The organism is Arthrobacter sp. SPT-J7, assembly GCF_059089965.1.
This window is the reverse complement of sequence record NZ_JBNHFF010000014.1, coordinates 1-21,539: the sequence shown is the minus strand read 5'-3', so window position 1 is coordinate 21,539 and position 21,539 is coordinate 1. Positions and strand designations below refer to the sequence as shown.

The window sequence follows — 21,539 nt, the reverse complement described above, 5'->3', positions numbered from 1 at the left end:
ATTCTTATGGTCAAGATCGCCCGCTGGAACCACGACGGCGGAACTCAGTCCGGCTTTGTCGACGGCGGGAAGTGCTACGCCCTTCCCGCCGGCCAAGGCATCCAGACGCTCCTGGACGCCGGGCTCGAAGAAACGTTGCACCTTGCCCGGCAGACCATCGGTTCAGGCCGCGCCATTCCGCTGGCGGACGTGCAGCTGCTCGCCCCGCTAGTGCCAGCCACCATGCGGGATTTTGTGGCGTTCGAGGAACACGTGGAAGGCGTCAGGAAGAGCATCGACGGTGTGGCCGGGGTGGTGCCCGAATGGTACGAGGCGCCCACGTTCTACTTCACGAACCCACACACAGTGACAGGCACCGGCGAGGTGATTGGTATCCCGGCGGGCTGTACGGACCTGGACTTTGAAACGGAAGTGGCCGCCGTCGTCGGACGCGTTCCCGGGAGCGACGGCCGCAACCTAACCTCGGCGGAGGCGCACCAGCACATCTTCGGCTACACGGTGCTTAACGACTGGTCCGCCAGGGACCTGCAGCGCCGCGAGATGAAAGTCAGCCTGGGCCCCTGCAAGGGCAAGGACTTCGCCAACACACTCGGCCCATGGATCGTCACCGCGGACGAGTTCGAAGACCGGCACGACGCCGAAGGGTTCCTGCCCATCTCCATGGCCGTCGAGGTTAATGGGCAGCTTATCGGGCAGGACCTGCTCTCCAACATGGGGTGGCCGTTCGCCGAGCTGGTGGCTTACGCGTCGCAGGACTCAGTGGTCCGCCCCGGCGACGTCCTGGGCTCCGGCACCTGCGGCAGCGGCTGCCTCGCCGAGCTCTGGGGACGGAACGGTTCCAAGACTCCCCCGCCCCTGACAACCGGCGACGTGGTGAAGATGACGGTGCAGGGAATCGGTACCATCGAGAACACCGTGGGTGAGCGGCGCGAGGCCGTAACCCTCGTGCCAGCCAGGACCCGTCCGCGCAACCGGGTGGCTACCGCGGTTCCCTCAGGAACCTAGGGTGGTTTCCCTGCAACTTGAAGGCCGGACCGTGGTGGTCACCGGCGCAGCCCAGGGGCAGGGCGCGGCGGAAGCACGGCACCTGGCGGAGGCCGGGGCACGGGTGATCGCCACGGACCTTGCGGCCGAGCCGCCGGCCGGACTGGCGCATGTGTCACCTGCTTCGGACGGTGAGCTGATATACCGCCAGTTGGACGTCGCTGAGGCTTCCGGCTGGTCCAGCCTTGCTGGGTGGGTCCACTTCCAAGGGTGGCGGGTGGACGGGCTGGTCAACAATGCCGGAATCACCCAGCGCAGCCGGCTGTTGGACGCCTCGGTGGCTGACCTGCAGAAGGTCTATGAAGTGAACGTGGCTGGCAGCCTGTTGGGAATCCAGGCAATGTCTCCGCTGATGGGCAACGGCTCATCGATCGTTAATGTTGGCTCTGTTGCCGGGTTGACCGCCCATTATCCGGTGGCGTACACCGCGAGCAAGTGGGCGTTGCGCGGGCTCTCCCAGGTGGCCGCCATGGAACTCGGGCCTCGCGGAATCCGGGTCAATACCGTCCACCCCGGTTTCATTGACACCGCCATGACGGCGTGTGCAAAGCCGGAGTTCCGGCAGGCCACCCTGGCTGAGACCCCACTGGGACGTACCGGAAGCGTGGAGGAAGTGGCCGGCGTCGTGCTCTTCCTCCTCAGCCCGCTGTCTTCCTTTGTGACGGGCGCAGAGATCCCGGTGGACGGCGGCCAGTCAAGCCACGGCGGCGCCAAGTCGGTGTCCGACGCCTTGCGCTAGCCGGGCAGCACAGCCGACCAGCCGCCGTCGACCATCAGGTTTGCGCCCGTCACAACGACGCCTCATCCGACGCCAGGAACAGGGCGCAGTTGGCGACTTCTTCCGGTGCACCGATCCGTCCCAGCGGGATGCTGCCCGCAATGGTCCGCATGGGGTGGTCCGCTGCCAACAGGTCGCCTTCGGTGGGCGCGGTGCGGACCATGCCCGGGCTGACGGCATTGACGCGCAGTCCATGCGGAGCGCCCTCAGCGGCAAGCTGTTTGGTCATGGCCACCACGGCACCCTTTGTGGCTGTGTGTGCCAGCCGGCCGTTAGTCATGGACCCGGTGACTCCTGCAGTCGATCCCACCAGCACAATGGCTGCGTTCGGCGCCTTGATGAGTTCCGGCCAGAAATACTTCACCGGCAGGAACACCACATCCATCTCGTGCTCCACGTTCCATTTCCAATCGGCAAAAGTGAGTTTCTCCACTGGCGCGAACCGCGTAACGGCGGCGTTGGCGTAGAGGATATGGACCGGGCCGTGTTCCGCCGCTACATCCAAGGCCCACCTGGCCACGGCTGCCTCATCCGTGAGATCCACCCGGCTGCTGCTCATCCGGCCACCCGCGGCGGTGACCGACGCAACCGTGGCCGCAGCGCCGTCGTCATCCATGTCGCAGCCGACCACCACCGCCCCTGCCCGGGCGAAGGCCAGCGCTGCCGCCCTGCCCTGGCCGCTGGCCGTCCCTGTGATGACGGCGGTCTTGCCGGCAAGGCGCTGGCTGGAGACAGGCATACAGAGTCCTTCCGAAAGCGTGTTTCTTCCGACTTTCGCAGGGATGGGCTGGACGGGGAACGGCCCTTTGGGTCTAGGTGGTATCTGCCGCGTGGATAGTCACAGGGTGGGCAGTAACCGGGAAGAGTTCGTGCAGCCGCGCGCAGGAACGCTGGACTACGGAGCGAAGCCAGACGCTGGCCGGGTCCTCCGCCTGGGATGGATGCCAATACATGGCCTCCACCAGGGAAGCTTCCGTACCTTCCGAAAACTCCAGCACAACGATGTCCGCGCCCCGTTGGGCCCGGGCCGCCAGCATCCGCGGGACCATCGCCACCAAATCCGTCCCTTCGACCAGTAGCGGCAGGGACAGGAACCCGGCCACCACGGCAGCCACGCGCCGCTGGATGCCCCGCGACTCGAACAGCTTGTCCGCCGGGGTGCTGATGCCCTCGCCGAAATATCCGACGGCGTGGGGAACCGAGGCCAGGTCCTCCAACGCCAGCCGGCGCTGCTGGAGCAGGGGATTGGCGGCGTCGGCAATAGCCACGAAGCTGTCACGGAACACTTGCTTGCTGGCGCCCTGCATGTGGTACCCGGTAGGCCCCACGAGCAGGTCGATTTTCGAGTAGTCGGCCATTTGGCCCTGGATCCCGGAACCGGCGGTGGGCACGAAGTCCACGGATACGCCCGGGGCCTCTTGGCGCAGGATGCCGCGCAGCGGACCCACAATCAGCGCCGCCGCATAATCCGAGGCGGCGATGACGAACTCCCGCTCACTGGAGGCGGGGTCAAAACCGGACCGCACACGCGTGGCCCGCTGGATATGAAGCATGGCTTCATCAACCAGCGGAACCAGGGACTGCGCAAAGGGCGTGAGGTCATAGGTGCGGCCGTTCCGCACCAGGAGTTCGTCATCGAAATGGCGCCGGAGCCGGGCCATGGCAGCACTGGTGGCCGGCTGGCTGAGCTGGAGCCGCTCCGCTGCCCGGGAGATGTTCCGCAGTTCAAGCAGGACCTGCAGGTGGGGCAGCAGGTTCAGGTCCAGGTTCTTCACGCTCATAGGTTATCCGGCCACCAATCCCCCTAGTGGCTGACGGGCACCATCCGGTCCCCTGACCAGGACAGCCGTGCACGCGGTTCCCAGTCCGCCAAGGGCAATGCTGAGGCTGGCGACTGCTGCCGCAGCCGCTGGCAACCACTGCAGGATGGCAGGACCAATTTGCGCCCCTGCAGGCTGCTTCCGCGCGGGAATCTCCAGGCAGATCAGGCGCCCAGTTCTTCTGCAACCTTCCGCGCGCCGCGGACTGCAATAGCAACGCTCATCAGTGTGGGATTCATGGCCGTCGCGGTCGGAATGAGGGCGTTGCCACCCACCACCAGGTTCTCGTAGCCCCACACCCGGGACCAGGGATCAGCCACCGAAGTGCCGTCGTCGGTCCCGCCCATCCGCAGGGTGCCCTGGTAGTGCAGGCTGGAGCCGTTGGGCATGAGCCTGGGCTCAGCGACGAACACGCCGAGGGCCTTGCCGGCGCGCCGAAGCCGTTCGGTCGCCTGGGCGATCTCCACGTTTTCCCGCTCGGTGAGCTCGTATTCGATGGTCATGTTGGGGAATCCCCGGTAGTCCGGCTCGTTGTCGTCGAAGGTGACGGCGTCCTCGTAGCGGGGGTGTTTGCGCATTCCGTAGCCCATGTTGACGTAGCCCCAGCGGTTCTCGGAGTACGGTGCACCCGGGTCCATGGGGAAAGGGGTCGATTCGGAATACATCACCTGGACGGAGAAAGGGTGCTCCGGCTCCGAGAACGGAATGCGGTTCACCGCTGCCACCGGGTCTGCCGGGTTCTGGGCACGGCGGGCCAGTTCGGCGTCGAGGTCCTCCTCGGTGGCAAAGCGGGCCATCTTGTCCGGGTCCAATGCCACTGTGGAAATAACCACGGGATGCTCCGTCAGGTAGTGTCCCAGTGCCGGTGGCCGGACGCCCGATGCCCACAGGAGCTGCGGGGAACGGAAGGCATCGGCGGCCACCACAACAACGTCAGCTGCCACAGTAGACGTCCCGCCCGTGCGCAGGTCCTGGACCGTGACCCCGGTGACACGGCGTCCGCCCAGTTCCACGCGCCGGACCAGGGTGAGGTCGCGGAGTTCGAAGCGCTTGGAGAGCGGGCTCTCCTTATCGATTAACGGTCCAAGGACGACGTCGGCCCCCGCCCAGCGCACGGACCCGTCAGGCTGCGGGTCCCCGGCCACCGGGAGGGTGCCCACCCCATAGCCTTCCGGCAGTTCCGCGGCGAACTCCTCATCGAGGAGGGATCGAATGGCTTCGCCAACTTTTGAATCGGCGAAAGCGGCGCTGTGGACGTGCAGCAGCTGCTTTGCGTCCTCAATCAGCCCGTCCCATTCGGCATCCCCAATGAAGGGGACCTTTTCGCTGAAGGCGGGCGACGGCGTCGCGCAGGTCCAGTGCGCACCCTGGCCGCCCACGTTGGTGGCCGCAGCCGCTGCGGGGAAGGAAGGTGCGTGGGCCGAGCCAGCTCCGCCGAAGTCGAGCAGGTGGGTGCCCTGCCGGGCAGTGAACATGCCTTCAGTAACAGTTCCGGCAGGGATGCCGAGCGACTCCCGGTAGGCACCGGCTTGCGGTCCCTGCGACATTTCCCGGGCGCGGGCCTTTTCCGCCGGGTCGTGGATGTTGCGGACACTCTCACCGGGAACTTCAGTGAGCTGCGGCCCGGCTTCGAACATGATCACCCGGGCGTTCGGGACCTGCTCCACAAGCAGCCGTGCATAGGTCGAACCGATAGGCCCGCTGCCAACGATGGCGATGGTGGGGTTAGACATGATGTCTCCTTTGGAATCAGGCCGAAAGGGATTCGGAAGTTGTTTGGGGAACGGCAACGGGTTCATCGGAAAGGCGGCCGTGCGGAAGCAGGACAGCTGCGAGAATTCCCACCGCATATGTGGCCGCCAGGGCGATGAAGATAGGTGTGAAAACCGCGCTGTAGATCTGCGCCACGCTGGCCTGGACTGCCGGGTCAGCTCCGTGGACCAGCTGCGGAGTCAGGGTTGAAGCCTCAAGGCCAGCTGGCAGACGGGCCGCCACGCCGAAGCCGATAACCCCGCCGATGATCGCGGTTGCCACTGTTGATCCGATCTGCCGCACCAAGTTGACGGTGGCGGTGATGGTACCGGTTTGGCTGGCCGGGACGGCGCCCTGTACCACTGCAACGATCAGGCTCATGAACGCCCCCGTGCCAATGCCCACCACGCCCATCACAATCATGGGTACCCACAGCGGAAGCCCGGCGGGCAGGACGGCCATCACGAACAGCCCGGCTGCTCCCAGGGAGGTTCCCAGGATCGGGAAGACCCGGTAGCCGCCCGTCCGGCTGGCCAGCCATCCGGTGAGCAGGTTGCTGATCAGCATGCCGAAAACGGTGGCGATGGGAACGAGCCCGGACACGGTGGCGGTAGTTTGGTATGCCATCTGGAAGTACGTGGGCAGGTACGCAGTGATGGAGAAGAGCCCGACGCCGATAATCGCCGAGAGCGCTGTGCCCGCCGCAATGGTCCGGTTGGCGAAAAAGTGGAGCGGCACGATGGGCTCGGAGGCGCGGCGCTCGATAAAAAAGAACGCCACAAAGCCGAGGACGCTGAGCGCGAGCGCTGCAGCGGTGGCGGGGCCAGCGCTACGTTCCGCAGCCCAAGTGACGGCGAGTACGAGGGCCACCAGGGCGGTGGTGAAGACGGCTGCCCCGGCAACGTCGAAGTGGCGGGGCGCGGGGCCTGGCTCCAGATGCGGCACAGCAATCAGCGCGAGGGCCAGGGCGGCCGCACCCACCGGTATGTTGATCCAGAAGACCCACTGCCAGCCCCAGTAGTCGGTGATCGCGCCGCCAAGGACGGGGCCTACCAGGATGGCAATGGGGAAAGCCGCGCCGATGATGGCCATGTAATGGGGGCGTTCACGCTGGGTGGTGACGCGGGCAATGATGGTTTGGGACATCAACTGCAGGCCGGCAGAACTCATACCCTGGAGGACGCGCGCGGCGATAAGCCACGCCATGTCCGTGGCGAAACCGCATGCGAGCGAGGCGGCCAGGAACATCACCAGTGAACCGATGAAGATCCGCCGGGCTCCCAGCACATCACCGAGTTTGCCGAGCACCGGCAGCAGCACGGTGCTCGCGAGGGTGTACCCCACAACAACCCAGCTCATTAGTTTCAGCGCGCCCAGCTCACCGGCGATCGTGGCCAGGGAGGTGGACACCACGGTGTGGTCAAGGGCACCGAGGAAGGAGACCGTGAGCAGGGAGATAACAAGGAGACGCAGTCTCAAGGGAGAAAGTGGCATAGTGATCTACCCGAACGATCGGGCCGTCGACGCGACGTGTTGTGTCCCCGCCGCACCATCACGACAGGGAACGGGTCCGTCAGGACCCCGGCGCCATTACTCACAATACCCGCACTTTGGTCTAGAAACAACAAAAGAATGCGGGGAACGAACGTACAGTAGCGTTTATCGGAGCAGATCTCTGGTAAGGGCCATATCCTTGAGCAGATCATCCAGGTCCATAGCGGGTTGGCCCGAAGCGCAGGCCTCCAGCGCCCGCCGGAGCGCTAGGCGCGCTGATGATTCATAACGTTCCGGGGCCCGCAATGTCCCTTCCTCCGTAAAGGTCTCCATCCGCGTCAGCCCGGCAGGCTGGTCGACCGCCACCTCCGTTCTTACCTCGCCGAGGGCCAGCACCTGGAGTAGGCCTCCCACGTGGAGACCCCCGACGGCGGTCGCCGACAGGGTGGTGGGAATCGTCCCGGCGTCGGAGTCGCCTGAGTTCAGGAGGGCGATCATGCTGTGCGCGGTGGCGATGCTTGACCGAAGCTCCAGGGATGCGCTGACGAGGGACCGCATCCAGCCAAAGCCGTCGCAGATAAGCTCATCGAGGCCTGTGGCGGGGGCAGCACATTCAACGGTCACGATCCGGGCGCGGCTGCCGCGTCTTGCCGCAACAGCATCAGCAACAACATCGGAACGGAGGCGCGGACGCTCAACGATGACCGGGATATCGCCTGGCCAAGGATGGGCTTCCAGGACCCCCCTCGGGAGCACGGCCGGTTCCGCAATCACCACCGCTAATGCTCCCGCGGCGCGCGCCGCCAGCAAGGAGTGCCACCAGTCGCCGGTTCCCGGGACCACCGCCACTGCGCCGCCCACGTCATCCACGAGTGCGGCACTAACAGGAAGTTCGGCAACAGCGGCGAGATAGGAAGGCATCGCGGCAAAGACGCCAAACCCTCGATCTCCTGCCCTCATTGCGGGGCACCTTCGAGGACTTTTGCTGCGGCGTCCGCGAGCTCGATGGCATAGTGCGCGTCAGCCAGCAGTTCGTCATACTCCACCGGAGCCTCACCCTCAAGGAGCGAGGCAAGCAGGCGCCACTCCGCCACATAACCGTCTTCCGGATCGCGGGGGTACTCCGTCCACTGCCCATCCACGTTCCGCACACGGATGGCAGCGCTTCCGGCATGGACAAACGCCGGCGGAAAGTTGACTTCGAGCCGGTCGTGGGAAGTGGTGATGTTCAACCGCCACAGGGCATCCGGCCCCTGCGGAAGCATGGTCAGCGCCAACTGGACCAGGACCCCGCCCGCCTCGTACCCCACGAGGTAACCGATCGGCGGAGCAATCCGCGCGTACACCACCTCGGCAATGCCGGGCGCAACGTCCCTCACGCCAGGAAGATCATGGACCGCGAGACCGGTAAGTAACTGCCTCAGGACAGTGGCCGCGACGGTTCGATTGCCGAGGTCAGGGCGTCCCCGCCGGGCAGCCTGGAAGGGCCCTCCTTCGGCAACCAGCCGGTGGTACCTGTCATTCGAGGGAAGCGCCAGCGTCACGGAGATGGCCTGCACCCGCCCCTCGAGGGCCACAAGGTGATGCTTGGCGCGCCCCCAGGCGGCATCAAAGAGGTGGTTCGTTCCCACCAGCAGGACCGTGCCGGACTCCCGGCAGGCAGCGATCAGCTCATCGGCTTGCTGCCGGCTGGCGGCCAGCGGCTTCTCGCAGAAAATGGCTCGCTTGCCGGCCGCCACGGCAGCCAGGATTTGGCGGGCATGCTCAGCAGGTGGGCTGCATATAGCAACCACATCCACCGCCGGGTCGGCAAGGAGCTCGGCCTCCCCCTCCGACCAGCGTGCGCCAAGCCTTTCCGCAGGCACCCGCGCACGGCCGCTTCCCGCGTCGGCAATATGGACCACCTTGTACAGGTCCCCCAAGCGTCCCAACACCGGCAGATGCAGCGCCGCAACGCCCGGCCCGGATCCCAGTATCCCCACGTTCCAAGGCATCGTCGCCTCCTCACTTTTGCCTCTATTATTCATAAGTTAGAACGCTTCTGGCTATAGTCGCGCTTAACCGCACCTTAGTCGGCCCATCTGTGGGAGAATTGTTGCCATGACCACAGACTCCACCCTCCGCTTTGGAGCACAGACGGACGAAGTGACGAGCCTCCTGCGGATCGTCAACCTTGTGCGAACGGGCGAGGCCACCACGCGGCCCGAAATCGGCAAGGTGACAGGGCTTGGCAGGGGCGTTGTCAGCCAACGCGTGGATCAGGCCATCTCAATGGGCTTCCTCGGGGAGGGCGACTTCGGAGCCTCGTCCGGCGGCCGTGCACCCCGGACCCTCCGCTTCCGCGCGGAGCAGGGACACATCGTCATCTGCGCCCTTGGAGCGGCTCATATCAGGGTTGGCGTAGCAGCGCTCGACGGCGACATCCTGGAACACACGCACCGCACCTGGAACATCGCGCAGGGTCCGGAGAAAACCATCGACGCAGTCATGACCCTTGTCGAGAAAGTGCTCGGGCAGCACCCCGACGTGCCGGTCTGGGGTGTAGTGGTGGGCCTTCCCGGACCAGTGGACTTCGCCTCGGGACAGCCCGTGGCACCTCCGATTATGCCCGGATGGAACGGCTTCGACGTCCGCACCCCCTTCGAGGAACGGTTCAAGGCGCCCGTGTGGGTGGATAACGACTCCAACCTGCTTGCCCTTGGCGAACGTGCCCGTCGGCGCGACTCGCTCGCGGACCTCATTTACTGCAAGATCGGCTCGGGCATCGGAGCCGGCCTGCTGTCCAAGGGCAGGATCCACCGCGGCGCCAACGGCGCGGCAGGCGACATCGGCCATGTCCGGGTTTCCGACTCCGATGCCCAATGCCGCTGCGGCAAAACCGGATGCCTGGAAGCCGTGGCCGGCGGCTGGGCACTGATCCGGGACGCACAAGAGGCCATCGCGGAAGGCGTCCACACGTCCCTGGGCGCGCTGGCGAAGAAGGGAGGGCTTTCCCTCGAGGAGATCACCCTTGCAGCCCAGGCCGGGGATTCCCTTGCGATCACCCTCGTCCAAAAGTCGGCGCGCGTGGCGGGCGAGACCATTTCCGCCCTGGTGAATATGTTCAACCCCGGAGTTATTGTCATCGGCGGCGCCATGGGATCGGCCGGCGAGGTATTCCTTGCCGAAGTGCGCCAACGCGTCTATGAACTGTCCCTGCCGCTGGCCACCCGCGACCTCACCATCACCCTCTCCGTTAACGATGAGCGTGAACCACTGCGGGGAGGAGCCGAACTGGCCCGCGAGCAACTGTTCGACATCACCTTCCCGCGCTGGTTCGCGGACGGACGGCCGTCGCCGGAACGGGTCGCCCTTTCCGCCTAGGGTTGCACCGCGGCGGGGCCCGGACCTCCTCAGGCCACGTCTCGGGACACGCTGGGGACCGGTACCCGGTCAAGCTCCAGACGGGCCTCCAGGTGAAATGGCAGGACCAGCGGAAAGCCGGGACGTGCCTGCAGGTAGGGCACCATCAGCCGGAAGTCGACGGCGACGGCGTGTGGCCCGCGCGGGAGTTCGCGCCGGCCCGCCAGGACGAGCCTGTCCTGCACGAACCACCAGCCGGGCTCTGACTGCAGCGCATCAGGGTGCACGACGCGGGAACCGAGCATCACCATCAACTCCCCCGGCGCCAGCGCAACGCCGTCCACCTCAATGGACAGGCCGTCAACGCTGGACAGTGGCATCGAACGGATCCACGGCAGGCCAAGCCGAAGCTCAAAGCCTCCCGAAGCGGCAGTCAGCCCATCTTCGCGCAAAGCGGTTTCCAACATGACTTCCATCCTTTATCCTGAAACTGACATAAGTTTGTCATTAACAAGCATAAAGGGGAAGACGTCCTATGGCTCCCGAAATTCCAAGCAGCTGGACGCTTTGCGCCAGCTCCTTCAACTGGACCCCGCACATCATCGCCGCCCGCCAGACGGCGCAGGACATCGTCACCGGCATCGCGGACTCGGTGGTGAAAACAGTAGAGCTCGAGCCCGGGCTGGTGTGGCGGTCTTTTCCCGCTCCGCAGAACGACGAGGTGGACGGACTGCGGGATGCCCTGGCGGCAAAGGGCGGATCTGTCAGCATCGTTGGGGCCAGCCTGGACGACTTCACGTCGCCCACGGACCGCCGCTCCCTGCAGCAGCGCCTGGATTTTTTGGTCCCCCAGATCCATGCCGCGCACCGCGTTGGAGCCCGCGGAGTCCGCCTCCCCATAGGGCAGGCGGGGATGGAACTGCTCACGCGGGTGCAGCCGCTCCTGCACGAGCTTGACCTGGTGCTGTACGAGGAGATACAGGGGCAGCAGACTCCTGGCAACCCCGCCGTCGAACCCGCATTGGAAGTCATTGCCTGGCTCGCAGATGATCACGTGAGGGTGCTCGTGGACATCAGCATGCTGATGCCGGCCCTTCCGATCACGTACCTCGAGGAGCTGCGGCAGGGCGGTGTTTCCCCGGATCTTCTGGTGCGACTGGAAAATGAGTGGCGGGATCCCGCCACCCTCGACGCCGTCACCGCCCTGCTCCGCGCAGGAAACGTGCCGCCGCGGATCCACACCCTCTTTATGAACCTGCTCATCCGCTTCGGCCGCAGCGACGCATCTGAGCTGCAGGACGTCCTCCCCCTGGTAGGCGCCTTTCACCTGAAGTTCTGGGACCTGGACGACGACGGTGGCCGGGTTTCGCAGCCGCTACGGGACCTGGGCAGCCTGCTGAGCGGGAACGGCTTTAGCGGCACGCTCACCAGCGAGTGGGGCGGCCACGAGTGGCTGCACAACGACCCCACCGAGATGACCCAGAGTCACTTGGCCCTGGCCGCGGGGTCCCTTGCGGAGGGGCGCCAGCCGCTCACGGCGTCGGTGCTTGCGGAACCCGTTTCGGGCTAAGAAACGCTCCGCCACCTCCCGCAGCATTCCCAGCAACGCCCCACCACCTCCCGCAGCTTTTGGCTCATCGCTCCATCAGCTCCTGATGAAGCCCAACTGCAGTGGCGTAGGGGAAGAGTCCGGCATCTACCGCCCAAATCCGAACGTGATGGCGGGTGCCCCAATCGTTGCAGGACGTGATGGAAGGTGCCCCAATCGTTGCAGGAGGTGATGGAAGGTGCCTGATTGGCAACGCAAGAACGGCCGGCCCCGGAGTTCTGGGGCCGGCCGTTCTTGTGGTCTGCTACTTGGTGCTGAAGGCGGCGTCGAAGGCTGCCGCGGAGGGCTCGTAGCTGGAGAGCCTGCGCACAAAAGCCAGCGCCTCGGGGGCGCCGTCCAGGCGGTCCATCCCGGCGTCCTCCCACTCCACGGACAGCGGGCCGCGGTAGTTGATGGAGTTGAGCATCCGGAAGGCGTCCTCCCACGGCACGTCGCCGTGGCCGGTGGAGATGAAGTCCCACCCTCGGCGCGGATCAGCCCACGCCAGATGGGAGGATAGCCGGCCGTTGCGCCCGTTGGACAGGCGCTTCTTCGTGTCCTTGCAGTGCACGTGGTAGATGCGGTCCTTGAAGTCCCAGAGGAATCCCACGGGATCGATGTCCTGCCACACCATGTGGCTCGGATCCCAGTTCAGCCCGAAGGCTTCGCGGTGTCCGATCGCTTCCAGGGCCCGCTGGGTGGTCCAGTAGTCGTAAGCGATCTCGGACGGGTGCACCTCGTGCGCGAACCGGACACCCACCTCGTCAAAGACATCGAGGATGGGGTTCCACCGATCGGCAAAGTCCTGGTACCCGGCGTCCACCATCTTTTCTGAGGCGGGCGGGAACATCGCCACGTACTTCCAGATGGACGAACCCGTAAACCCGGTCACCGTCTTCACACCGAGCTTGGCGGCGAGCCGTGCCGTGTTCTTCATTTCCTCGGCCGCGCGGCGGCGCACCCCTTCAGGGTCGCCGTCGCCCCAAACAGCGTCCGGCAGGATGCCGCGGTGCCGTTCGTCGATGGGATCATCGCAGACGGCCTGGCCCTTGAGGTGGTTGGCGATGGTCCACACCTTCAGGCCGTGGCGTTCCAAAACGTCCAGCTTGCCCTGGACGTAGGCGTCGTCGTCCCAGCGCCAAGGGTCCAGGTGGTCCCCCCAGCAGGCGATTTCCAGCCCGTCGTAGCCCCACTCGCCGGCGAGCCGGGCCACCTCCTCGAACGGCAGGTCGGCCCACTGGCCGGTGAACAAGGTAATCGGTCGTGCCATGTGTTTCCCCTCCTACGAAACCTGCGCCGGGACGTCGGCAGCAACGTGCGTCCAAACGGAATCATTCTCGGAACTGCGCTCGACGGCGTCGAGCACCCGTTGCACCTTCAGCCCGTCAGCGAATGTGGGATGCGGGTCGGTGCCGCCCACGATGCCCTCCACGAGGTCCTTGACCTGGTGCGAGAACCCGTGCTCATAGCCGAGCATGTGGCCTGCCGGCCACCACCCGGAGACGTAGGGATGCTCCGCTTCGGTAACCAGGATCTTTCGGTAGCCCTGGCGGTCAGCGGGTGCTGTACGGTCGTAGAACCCGACGCTGTTGAGGTCCTCCAGGTCGAACGCCACGGCGCCCTTGTCGCCCGAAACCTCGATCTGCAGTGCGTTCTTCCGCCCGGTGGCGAAGCGTGAGGCCTCAAAGGAGGCCAGGGCCCCGGATTCGAAGCGGCCGGTGAAGATGGCAATATCGTCCACCGTCACCTTGCCCTTGCCCGCACCGGCGGTGCCGGAAAGCCCACTGCCGGAATCAAGAAGGGGACGCTCTTTCACGATGGTGTCGATGGTGCCGGACACCGTCTCCAGGCTCAGCCCGGTAACGAACTGGGCCAGGTCGATGGCATGGGCGCCGATGTCCCCCAGCGCACCGGAACCGGCATGCTCCTTCTGCAGGCGCCAGGCCAGCGGCATGTCCGGATCCACCAACCAGTCCTGCCGGTATGAGCCGCGCACCTGGTTGATGGTCCCCACAGCGCCTTCGGCGATCAGGTTCCGCAGGAACGTGACGGCCGGGACCCGCCGGTAGGTGAATCCCACCATCGCCCGTATTCCTTTTGCGGCGGCCCGCCCAGCAGCCTCGGCCATCGCTTCGGCCTCGGCCACCGTATTCGCCAGCGGCTTTTCGCACAGCACATGCTTTCCGGCTTCCAGTGCCGCGATCGCGATCTCAGCATGGGAGTCCCCGGGGGTGACGATGTCGACGACGTCGATATCGTCCCGGGCGATCACTTCGCGCCAGTTCGTGGCCGATTCGGCCCAGCCCCATTTGTGGGCGGCGGCAGCCACCGCTTCGGCATTCCGTCCGACAATAACCGCCATTTCCGGTTCTGCCGGCAGGTCGAACACTCGCGGTGCAGTCCGCCAGCCCTGGGAATGGGCTGCCCCCATGAAGCCATAACCGATCATGGCCACGCGCAGGGTTGTCATGCCAGCACTACTTTGCGTTCAACAGCCACGCGGTTCCCCACGTAGCGCATCGGTGCGATCTGCATGTAAAGCAGGCGCAGGGTGAGGATGACTTCGACGTCGATCTCCTCGCCGGCGTCCGGGACGCGGTCCAGCGGGATGATGACGTCGGGCTTGTCTGCCACGAACCACAGGGTTTCCCATTGCTCGGGCAATTCCGCGATGGTGTAGGACTTGCCCTGCAGTTCGAAGCGGAGGGCTTCCTTGGGGATGGCCACGCCATCGACTGTGGCCGCAACATCGTCCACGGCGGACAGCCAAAGGCTGCGGTACCAGGGCAGTTGCACGGACACCGAAATGCCCTCCGGGTGCCTGCGGACGTCGGCGTCCTGGAACAGGGAGTTGTGGGTTGCCATGGCTTTCCTTACTTTGCAGTCTCGACGAGGGTCGGGTTGGAAACACTTGCGTTAACGGATTCTTCAATGGCCCGCCGCATGAGAGAGTGTTGCTTTTTGACCAGGTCGATGGGATCGGATTCGCCCAAATCGGCGAAGGCGTGTCCTTCCCACTCGCTGGACAGGAAGCCCTGGTAGCCGCCCTCGACAAACTGGCGCACAATTCGCGGGATATCCATGGCGGGCTCGTTGCCGTTCCCGTCGATGTCGTAGAACTTGGCGTGTACGTGGAACATCTGGGGCATGATGTCCAGCCACTCTTCCGGCGGAACCAGCCCGTGCATGTTGAATGCGAGCCGGGTGAAAGGGCCAAGGCCCGCCGGATCGAAGTTGTTGGCCCGAAGGTAATCCTCGAACTCCTGGTTCCGCTCCTGCATGGGCAGGGGCTTGCGCCATATGTCCTGCATGACGGCGAAGTGCTCCTCGGGCAGCCCCATCTGGGTCAGTGTGCGGAAGAGGGTGGGGGAAAGGCTGTGCATCGTGGAGCTGAAATCGGCAGTGAAGCCGAGCCGGTCGCTGCCGAGCTCCGCGTACATTTCACGAATCTGCAGGATCTTGGGGTCGTTCGGTCCCTGGGGCGCGTGGATTTCGTAGCCGAGCTTCTGGTCATACTTCTCGGCCAGGGGCAGCAGCCGGCGGAGCAGTTCCTTGCCGGCGGAGCGGATGACGATCTTGTGGAAGCCGAGGGTGTTCGCCGTCTTCAGCTGCCGTGCGAAGAAGTCGTACTCCTCATCCGGGGTCATGTCCCGGTCCTTGCGGCGGCCCATGTCCAGGTTGGTGCCCACAGCGCTGGGGGTCAGACCATAGCGGTCCATGCTGTCCCGCCACAGGCGGACGAAGTCCTCGTCCACATCGGGGTAGGTGCGCAGCATCTGGGCGATGTTGAACTCGACGCCGGGGCCAAGGCCTTCATCGGCGACGGCCTTGATGAGGGTCTCGGGGGTGTAGAGCCCGGCGGCGAACTCGGAGGTGAGCGAATAAAGGGTGATGCCAAGCTCGATGCCCGAGCCTGCGATGCCTTCTGACATTGGTCTGTTCCTTTGTTTCAGCCGCGGACGGGCTGGGCGAGGTGGCTGTTGAGGATGCGGCGGGCTTGTGCGGCGTCGGTGATCATGGCCGAGCCGGCATCGGCCGCCGCTGAACGTTGGACGGCCTGCTCGCCGCGGATGATGTCGAACGGATCCTGCCAGTTGTTCCAGTGCCAGCCTTCGTATTCACTGGAGATGGCACCGGAGTAGCCGTTTTCCACGAGTTGCCGGACCAGGTCACGCACCGGCACCGAGGGCTCTTCGCCGTTTTCGTCGATGCCGAAGAACTTGCCGTGAACGTGGCGGACCCAGGGCATGATTTCCAGCCAGGTGTCCAGCGGAGCAGGACCGAACAGGCCCGTTCCGTTGATGCCGAAGTCTATGCCCAGGTCCGGCCGTCCATTCCGGGCGGCCAGGCCAATGAAGGCGCCGAAGCGCTCACCGTGGACCTTCTGGGTGTTGGGCGGTCCTTCCGCGTAGAAACCATTCCAGAGCTCAACCACCTGCCGGAGCAGGTCCTCCGAAGCGCCGCGACGCCGGTAGGACTCCAGCAGCGAGGGGGCAAAGCCTGTGACGGTGGCCCCCCAGTCGGCGGTGAAGCCCAGCAAGGGTGAGTCCAGCTTTTCGTAGCGGTCACGCAGGGCCAGGACCCGTTCGTGCGCGCCGTGCTGGTCGGCGTGGACCTCGAGGGCCAGGGTGACCCCGTACTTTTCGGCCACGGGCAGCAGGCTTTCCATGGCGTCCGGGGTCAGCGAGATCTGGACGCGTGCGATCGGGAAACCGAGCCGGGCGGCCACCTCGATCTGCTTGCGCATGTATTCGACCAGCTCGTCATGGTTCATGAGCCGGTCACGGCGGATGCCGGTGTCCACGTTGACCGCCAGGGAGGTGGGAACGAGGTCCACTTCGGCCACCAGGTCGCGGAACTGACCCACGAAGGTGTCGTCGATGCGGTCCGGGAAGCCGCGGAGGCTGGAGAACCCGATGACCTCAAGGCCCGGGCCAAAGCCTTCGGAAGCCACCTTGCGGATCAGCCCGTCGAGGTCGTACTGGCGGGCGTGGAAGGCCCGGGTGAAACTGTAAAGGGTGACGCCCTGGATCGGCGTGCCGAGGCTGGTCATCGCTGCGCTGCCTTCATGGTCTTGGTGTCGTGCTCTTCGATGTGCAGCACGCCGTGGTCGGTGATGATGTACGGAATGTAAAGCTTCAGGTCCACCCGGACCTCGTGCTCGGCCTGGTCATCCCGGACGGGAAGATCGCCGGACAGGACGGCGGAGTCCAGCGGGTACCACCACTCGCCGGTCTCCTCCACGAGCTCTTGGAAGCTGAAGGTGCGGTTGTTCATGGTCCAGCGCAGCGAATCCTCGGGCGCGGCGACGCCGTCCACTGTCAGTGCCGCGCCCGCAATGCACGAACCCGGGAGGGCGCGGTACCAGGGGATGCGGACTTCGACGGCGGTGCGGCCGTCCTGTGTGGTGAGTGTTCCTTGCTCGATAATGCGGTCGGCGATCATCGAGACCTCCTTGTCTGCGGCGTGTCTTGCCTGTGATTGAACGAAAGGGTGACCTTGCGCCACTTCTTCATTATTTACTCATACTATTGTCGTATTCAGACCTAAGTAAAGAGCTGGTGAGCTGGTCTGCGATCCTCCGGGCACCGCGCACAGCAAGCGCTACCGCTGTCAGCGTGGGATTGCATGCCGTGGCGGTGGGAATAACGCCATTGCCGGCCACGAACAGGCCGGGAACCTGCCACACCTGGCTGTCGGGGGAACAGACGCTGCCTCCGTCATCTTTTTCGCCCATCCGCGTTGTGCCCTGGTAGTGCAGCGATGCCCCGGGGGGCATCACGAAAGGACGGTCGTCGAGCGGTTCACCGACGGCCCTCCCGAGGCGGACGATTTCCTTCTTGGCACGATCAAGGACCTCGTGGTCCCGCTCAGTGAGGCGGTAATGGATGCGCATAGCGGGCATTCCGTAGGAGTCGCGCGCGTCGTCGTCGAACGCCACCCGGTCATCCCACTGAAGGTCCTTGGCGCAGAACAGGCCCAGCCCCACGATGGATCCCGGCACAACGGGGTCATCGTCGGCCAGCGGAACCGGGGACGCGTCGAGTTGCATGATTTGGCCGTGGAAGGGTGCCTCGTCAGTGTAGGGAACCCACGCCACCCCGCTTTGCTCACTGAGCGCACCGTCAGCGGCACGCGTCACATGTTCCGCCGAGACGCCGCGCAGCCTGCTCGCGAAGACCACCTGCGCCTGGTCGTTGAGGTAGCGGCCCAGGGCGACCGGCCGGATGCCGGAGGCCCACAGCAGCTGCGGCGTGCGGAGCGCATCTCCACCCACCACAACATAGCGGGCAGCCACCTGGTGGGTCGCGCCGCTGCGGCGGTCCTGGACTTCGATGCCGGCAGCAATGCCGTCCTCCACCAGGACACGCGTCACCAGCGACTCATCAAACAGTTCGAACTGGGGGTTGTTCCGGGTGACGTCACCCATCACGACGTCGGCGCCTGACCAGACGAGGCCGCCGTCCTCCCGCCGGTGTACGGCAAGCGGCATCGGCTGGACGCGGAACGCAGGGTCGCGGCCCTCGTTCACTGCGGCGGACAGGCGCTTGATGACCAGGTCCGAGAAGGGTGCGGCGTCGAAGGCGTGCGTGGTGACACCCAGCAGGCGGTCGGCCTCGCCAAGAAGCTGCTCCAGGTCCGGCAGGAACGGAATGCGCTCCTTGCCGCCCGGGCGGGGGCAGGCCGCGGTCCAGTGCGCAGCCATGCCGCCCACATTGCTGGACATGGCCGCGACGGGCATCCCGTCTTCCCCCGGAAAGGCATAGCCTTCCGGCAGCAGGTAGGTGCCCGCCCGGGCCCGGCGCTCTCCGCTCTTGACGGCGCCGGGAGAGTTCACCGTTGCGGCGCCTGCCCCCGGGCCTTCGGAGGCGCGCTGCGCCAGGCCGCGGAGTTCAGGATCCTCGATGTTCTTGACGTGCGCCCCGGGCGGATTGCTCACGGTGGGGCCGGCTTCGAACATGGCGATCGTGGCGTCAGGCGCCTCCTCGCTCAAGATCCGCGCATAGGCCGATGCCGTGGGCCCGCTGCCAACGATGGCGACGTCCACGGCGGCCGGATACCGCAGACCGCTCACCGCCCCGCCACCAGTTCCTGGATGCGCCGGACGGACTTTGCCGAGTCGATGGTCGGGTAGTACTCAAGCCCGATAGGCCCGGTGTAGCCGCTGTTCCGCAGGTCCGCGAAGCGGGCGGGCCAGTCAATGGAGCCGGAACCCGGTTCGCCACGGCCGGGAGCGTCGGCGATCTGGACGTACTTGATGAGGTCACCGGCGTTGGCGAGCTCTGCCGCAACGTCCTCGCCCTCAACGGTTGAGTGGTAGAGGTCGTAGAGGACCCCGAAGTTGGGCGAGTTGACGCCCTTGGCAACGTAGACAGCTTCCAACGTGCGGTCCAGCAGTGCACCAGGGTGGTCCACCCTGGTGTTCACCGGCTCGAGGACCAGGGTGATGCCGGAACCCTCGACGTGGGAAACCCCCTTGGTGAAGATTTCGATCAGTTCGTCCAGCTGGTCCTGCCGCTTGCGGCCACCGAAGCCGGTGCCGCTGCCCACCACTATCCGCGGGCAACCGAGCTGCTGCGCCACCTCGACGCCCGCGTCCAGTCCCGTGTAGAACGGTGCGTGGTCCTTGGGCGGGATCATGAACTGCATCCGCGGCTCTGCCAGCTGGGCGGTGAGCTGGACTCCGCTTTCCTCAAGGGCTTCCTTGAGGGCAGGAATATCCTTGCCCGTGGGGCCCCACATTTCGACGGCGTCGAAGCCGGCGGCTGCGGCCGCACGGACCCGGTCGGCGGCGCTGTCGCCTGCTTCTGAGAACAAAAGATCGATGTTGGGCGCAAGTTGGTACATGCGGGTCTCCTGAAAGTTGAGGGTGGTGGTAGCTGGAATAAGGGCAGCAGCGGGGCTGATTGCACCGGTTTTTGGGTGTGGGGCACCACCGCGAAGCGTTCGGGAGCTGTGCGGGTTGTTAGGTGCGGCGCAGGTCAGCCTTTCAGGCCGCCGGAGAAGCCCTGGATGAAGCGCTTCTGCGCGAACAGGAACAGGGCGAGGATGGGAATCATGGACACGATCACGATGGCGAAGATCGAGTTCCACTGCGAGACCAGGGAACCGATGTAGTAGTACATGGCGACCGGCAGTGTCTGGTTGGCGGAGCCGCCCAGGAAGATCAGCGAGGTGAAGAAGTCGTTCCAGACGATGAGCCCGGCGAAGATGGTGACGGTTCCGGTGGCGGGCGCCATCATGGGCAGCACCACCTTGGAGAAGATCTGGGACTTGCTGGCGCCGTCGATCGTTGCCGCTTCCTCGTAGTCGGTGCCCAGGCCGCGGAAGAAGTTGGAGTAGAGGAAGATCGACAGCGGCAGGAGCATGCCGGTGTAGAGGATGATCAGGCCCCACGCCGAGCCGGTCAGGCCCAGGGCGCGTGCCCCCATATAGAGCGGGACGGCGCCCAGCTGGCCGGGCAGGATGATGGCGAGCAGGAAAAGGTAGTATGCGCCCTTGCTCCAGCGGCGGGTGCTGCGGGAAATCACGTAGCCGGTGACGGAACCCAGGGCAATCAGCCCCACGATGCTGCCGGCGGTGATGATGGTGCTGTTGACCAGTCCCATCATGACGTTGGAGTTCCCGGTGGCCGTCAGGACGTCAACGAAGTTGCTGAAATCCGGGCTTTTCGGCATGGCCAGGGGCGAGGTGGTGTACATCTCGCTGTCCGGTTTCAGGGCGGTAGTGATGAGGAAGTAGAACGGGGCCAGGAAGACCAGCGCCAGGGCCCAGAGGCCAACTTCGCGGAGCAGAGTGAGTTTGGTGTAGCGGAACATGTCTTAGTCCTCCGGGTTCTGCCGGGTCAGCCGCTGCTGGATGACGGCGAAGAACAGGATGATGACGGCGAGCACCAGGGCAAGGGCGGCGCCGCCGCCGAAGTTCCCGAGCGCAAAGGCCTGCTTGTAGACCTGGGTGGCCAGGGTCTCGGTGGCGCCGGACGGTCCGCCGCCGGTCAGGGCCATGATGGGGTCGAAGACCCGGAGGCCCTGCACGATGCCGAGGGTGGTGGCGATGGCGACGGCGGGACGGATGGCCGGGAGCGTGACATTCCGGAAGCGCTGCCACAGGTTGGCGCCATCGATCGCGGCGGCCTCTTCGACTTCCACGGGGACGCCGGCCAGTCCGGCCATAAAGATGACCATCGCGAAACCGGTGGTGCCCCAGACCAGTACCACGAGTACCGTCCAGATGGCCCATTGCGGGTCCGCAAGCCAGGGCTTGGCGAGGTGGCCGGCACCGATCGAGGTGAGGAAGACGTTGATGGGGCCGTCAAAGTCAAAGATGAACTTCCAGATGTAGGCCGTGGCCAGCGGGCTGAGGACCACGGGCATAAAGAAGAGGGTGCGGAGGATGTACCGCGTCTTGACGATCCGGTTCAGGCCCAGGGCGATGACGAGCCCGGCTACGTTGCCCAGGAACACTGAGCCGAAGGCCAAAAAGAGTGTGTTGGTCAGGGCACCGATCTTGGCCGGGTCCTTGAAGATGGCCTCGAAGTTCTGCCAGCCGACGATCTTGAACGCGCCGATGCCCGTCCAGTTGGTAAAAGCAAAGAAGCCGCCGATGCCTGTTGCCACATAGTGGATAGCGAACACAAGGGCGATTCCGGGCAGCGCCCACCACCAGTGGCCAAACTCCAGGCCCCGGCCCCGGGGGCGGGTGTCAGTACCCGTCCCCGGAG

At 65.3% G+C, this 21,539-nt stretch carries 21 protein-coding genes; 4 read left to right on the top strand and 17 right to left on the bottom strand.

The features are described 5' to 3' along the window. The first annotated feature begins 6 nt into the window (after nt 1-6). Both AC5RWX_RS17525 and AC5RWX_RS17520 read left to right on the top strand, forming a co-directional pair. Nucleotides 7-1,005, top strand: a complete 999-nt coding sequence (locus AC5RWX_RS17525) for a fumarylacetoacetate hydrolase family protein (protein ID WP_494097653.1) — start codon at nt 7-9, stop codon at nt 1,003-1,005. A 1-nt stretch (nt 1,006) separates the two neighbouring features. After that, nucleotides 1,007-1,783, top strand: a complete 777-nt coding sequence (locus tag AC5RWX_RS17520; protein ID WP_494097652.1) for an SDR family NAD(P)-dependent oxidoreductase — start codon at nt 1,007-1,009, stop codon at nt 1,781-1,783. A gap of 49 nt (nt 1,784-1,832) precedes the next feature. Here AC5RWX_RS17520 and AC5RWX_RS17515 read toward each other — a convergent pair whose 3' ends face one another. From AC5RWX_RS17515 to AC5RWX_RS17490, 6 genes are all read right to left on the bottom strand, one after another. Next, nucleotides 1,833-2,561 (bottom strand): SDR family NAD(P)-dependent oxidoreductase, encoded by a 729-nt coding sequence (locus AC5RWX_RS17515; RefSeq protein WP_494097651.1) that lies wholly within the window; start codon nt 2,559-2,561, stop codon nt 1,833-1,835. Nucleotides 2,562-2,634: 73 nt separating this feature from the next. Beyond that, the gene (locus tag AC5RWX_RS17510; protein WP_494097677.1) at nt 2,635-3,597 is read right to left on the bottom strand and encodes a LysR family transcriptional regulator; all 963 of its coding nucleotides are present in this window, start codon (nt 3,595-3,597) and stop codon (nt 2,635-2,637) included. 209 nt (nt 3,598-3,806) lie between these two features. Continuing rightward, nucleotides 3,807-5,375, bottom strand: coding sequence for a GMC oxidoreductase (locus AC5RWX_RS17505; RefSeq protein ID WP_494097650.1), 1,569 nt, complete (start codon nt 5,373-5,375; stop codon nt 3,807-3,809). Between the two features lie 16 nt (nt 5,376-5,391). Further along, nucleotides 5,392-6,873 (bottom strand): MFS transporter, encoded by a 1,482-nt coding sequence (locus AC5RWX_RS17500; protein WP_494097649.1) that lies wholly within the window; start codon nt 6,871-6,873, stop codon nt 5,392-5,394. Between the two features lie 180 nt (nt 6,874-7,053). Further along, the gene (locus AC5RWX_RS17495; RefSeq protein WP_494097648.1) at nt 7,054-7,848 is read right to left on the bottom strand and encodes a hypothetical protein; all 795 of its coding nucleotides are present in this window, start codon (nt 7,846-7,848) and stop codon (nt 7,054-7,056) included. Further along, nucleotides 7,845-8,882, bottom strand: coding sequence for a Gfo/Idh/MocA family protein (locus AC5RWX_RS17490; protein ID WP_494097647.1), 1,038 nt, complete (start codon nt 8,880-8,882; stop codon nt 7,845-7,847). Before AC5RWX_RS17490 ends, AC5RWX_RS17495 begins: the two co-directional genes overlap by 4 nt. 106 nt (nt 8,883-8,988) lie before the next feature. Here AC5RWX_RS17490 and AC5RWX_RS17485 point away from each other — a divergent pair, with 106 nt between their 5' ends. Continuing rightward, on the top strand, nt 8,989-10,251 hold the full coding sequence (locus tag AC5RWX_RS17485; protein ID WP_494097646.1) for an ROK family protein: 1,263 nt from the start codon (nt 8,989-8,991) through the stop codon (nt 10,249-10,251). Nucleotides 10,252-10,280: 29 nt separating this feature from the next. Here AC5RWX_RS17485 and AC5RWX_RS17480 read toward each other — a convergent pair whose 3' ends face one another. Further along, nucleotides 10,281-10,697: a C-glycoside deglycosidase beta subunit domain-containing protein gene (locus tag AC5RWX_RS17480; protein ID WP_494097645.1), complete on the bottom strand. Its 417-nt coding sequence runs from the start codon at nt 10,695-10,697 to the stop codon at nt 10,281-10,283. Between the two features lie 68 nt (nt 10,698-10,765). Here AC5RWX_RS17480 and AC5RWX_RS17475 point away from each other — a divergent pair, with 68 nt between their 5' ends. After that, complete coding sequence (locus AC5RWX_RS17475; protein ID WP_494097644.1) at nt 10,766-11,800, top strand: apurinic/apyrimidinic endonuclease family protein; 1,035 nt, start codon at nt 10,766-10,768, stop codon at nt 11,798-11,800. Nucleotides 11,801-12,083: 283 nt separating this feature from the next. Here AC5RWX_RS17475 and AC5RWX_RS17470 read toward each other — a convergent pair whose 3' ends face one another. The 10 genes from AC5RWX_RS17470 to AC5RWX_RS17425 form a co-directional block, all read right to left on the bottom strand. Continuing rightward, nucleotides 12,084-13,088, bottom strand: coding sequence for a sugar phosphate isomerase/epimerase family protein (locus AC5RWX_RS17470; protein WP_494097643.1), 1,005 nt, complete (start codon nt 13,086-13,088; stop codon nt 12,084-12,086). A 12-nt stretch (nt 13,089-13,100) separates the two neighbouring features. Further along, nucleotides 13,101-14,288, bottom strand: coding sequence for a Gfo/Idh/MocA family protein (locus tag AC5RWX_RS17465; RefSeq protein WP_494097642.1), 1,188 nt, complete (start codon nt 14,286-14,288; stop codon nt 13,101-13,103). Next, nucleotides 14,285-14,683 carry a C-glycoside deglycosidase beta subunit domain-containing protein gene (locus AC5RWX_RS17460; protein ID WP_494097641.1) on the bottom strand — a complete coding sequence of 133 codons (399 nt, stop codon included), beginning with the start codon at nt 14,681-14,683 and terminating at the stop codon, nt 14,285-14,287. Before AC5RWX_RS17460 ends, AC5RWX_RS17465 begins: the two co-directional genes overlap by 4 nt. Nucleotides 14,684-14,691: 8 nt before the next feature. Next, nucleotides 14,692-15,750 carry a sugar phosphate isomerase/epimerase family protein gene (locus AC5RWX_RS17455; protein WP_494097640.1) on the bottom strand — a complete coding sequence of 353 codons (1,059 nt, stop codon included), beginning with the start codon at nt 15,748-15,750 and terminating at the stop codon, nt 14,692-14,694. A gap of 17 nt (nt 15,751-15,767) precedes the next feature. After that, entirely contained in the window at nt 15,768-16,871 is a 1,104-nt protein-coding gene (locus tag AC5RWX_RS17450; protein WP_494097639.1) for a sugar phosphate isomerase/epimerase family protein, read from the bottom strand. Next, nucleotides 16,868-17,263 (bottom strand): C-glycoside deglycosidase beta subunit domain-containing protein, encoded by a 396-nt coding sequence (locus AC5RWX_RS17445; RefSeq protein ID WP_494097638.1) that lies wholly within the window; start codon nt 17,261-17,263, stop codon nt 16,868-16,870. Before AC5RWX_RS17445 ends, AC5RWX_RS17450 begins: the two co-directional genes overlap by 4 nt. Before the next feature lie 70 nt (nt 17,264-17,333). Beyond that, nucleotides 17,334-18,893 (bottom strand): c-glycoside 3-oxidase CarA, encoded by a 1,560-nt coding sequence (carA, locus tag AC5RWX_RS17440; protein WP_494097637.1) that lies wholly within the window; start codon nt 18,891-18,893, stop codon nt 17,334-17,336. Further along, nucleotides 18,890-19,666, bottom strand: coding sequence for a TIM barrel protein (locus tag AC5RWX_RS17435; protein WP_494097636.1), 777 nt, complete (start codon nt 19,664-19,666; stop codon nt 18,890-18,892). The genes carA and AC5RWX_RS17435 overlap by 4 nt, the downstream gene beginning before the upstream one ends. A gap of 134 nt (nt 19,667-19,800) precedes the next feature. After that, nucleotides 19,801-20,637 carry a carbohydrate ABC transporter permease gene (locus AC5RWX_RS17430; protein WP_494097635.1) on the bottom strand — a complete coding sequence of 279 codons (837 nt, stop codon included), beginning with the start codon at nt 20,635-20,637 and terminating at the stop codon, nt 19,801-19,803. Nucleotides 20,638-20,640: 3 nt separating this feature from the next. Further along, the coding region (locus tag AC5RWX_RS17425; RefSeq protein WP_494097634.1) for a carbohydrate ABC transporter permease at nt 20,641-21,539 on the bottom strand (899 nt) is incomplete at its 5' end.

What these genes read in the sequence shown, in the direction of transcription:
- AC5RWX_RS17525 (WP_494097653.1), top strand. Translation starts at nt 7, where the DNA reads ATGGTCAAGATCGCCCGCTGGAACCACGACGGCGGAACTCAGTCCGGC.
- AC5RWX_RS17515 (WP_494097651.1), bottom strand. Translation starts at nt 2,561, where the DNA reads ATGCCTGTCTCCAGCCAGCGCCTTGCCGGCAAGACCGCCGTCATCACA.
- AC5RWX_RS17505 (WP_494097650.1), bottom strand. Translation starts at nt 5,375, where the DNA reads ATGTCTAACCCCACCATCGCCATCGTTGGCAGCGGGCCTATCGGTTCG.
- AC5RWX_RS17495 (WP_494097648.1), bottom strand. Translation starts at nt 7,848, where the DNA reads ATGAGGGCAGGAGATCGAGGGTTTGGCGTCTTTGCCGCGATGCCTTCC.
- AC5RWX_RS17490 (WP_494097647.1), bottom strand. Translation starts at nt 8,882, where the DNA reads ATGCCTTGGAACGTGGGGATACTGGGATCCGGGCCGGGCGTTGCGGCG.
- AC5RWX_RS17485 (WP_494097646.1), top strand. Translation starts at nt 8,989, where the DNA reads ATGACCACAGACTCCACCCTCCGCTTTGGAGCACAGACGGACGAAGTG.
- AC5RWX_RS17480 (WP_494097645.1), bottom strand. Translation starts at nt 10,697, where the DNA reads ATGTTGGAAACCGCTTTGCGCGAAGATGGGCTGACTGCCGCTTCGGGA.
- AC5RWX_RS17475 (WP_494097644.1), top strand. Translation starts at nt 10,766, where the DNA reads ATGGCTCCCGAAATTCCAAGCAGCTGGACGCTTTGCGCCAGCTCCTTC.
- AC5RWX_RS17470 (WP_494097643.1), bottom strand. Translation starts at nt 13,088, where the DNA reads ATGGCACGACCGATTACCTTGTTCACCGGCCAGTGGGCCGACCTGCCG.
- AC5RWX_RS17465 (WP_494097642.1), bottom strand. Translation starts at nt 14,288, where the DNA reads ATGACAACCCTGCGCGTGGCCATGATCGGTTATGGCTTCATGGGGGCA.
- AC5RWX_RS17460 (WP_494097641.1), bottom strand. Translation starts at nt 14,683, where the DNA reads ATGGCAACCCACAACTCCCTGTTCCAGGACGCCGACGTCCGCAGGCAC.
- AC5RWX_RS17455 (WP_494097640.1), bottom strand. Translation starts at nt 15,750, where the DNA reads ATGTCAGAAGGCATCGCAGGCTCGGGCATCGAGCTTGGCATCACCCTT.
- AC5RWX_RS17450 (WP_494097639.1), bottom strand. Translation starts at nt 16,871, where the DNA reads ATGACCAGCCTCGGCACGCCGATCCAGGGCGTCACCCTTTACAGTTTC.
- AC5RWX_RS17445 (WP_494097638.1), bottom strand. Translation starts at nt 17,263, where the DNA reads ATGATCGCCGACCGCATTATCGAGCAAGGAACACTCACCACACAGGAC.
- AC5RWX_RS17435 (WP_494097636.1), bottom strand. Translation starts at nt 19,666, where the DNA reads ATGTACCAACTTGCGCCCAACATCGATCTTTTGTTCTCAGAAGCAGGC.
- AC5RWX_RS17430 (WP_494097635.1), bottom strand. Translation starts at nt 20,637, where the DNA reads ATGTTCCGCTACACCAAACTCACTCTGCTCCGCGAAGTTGGCCTCTGG.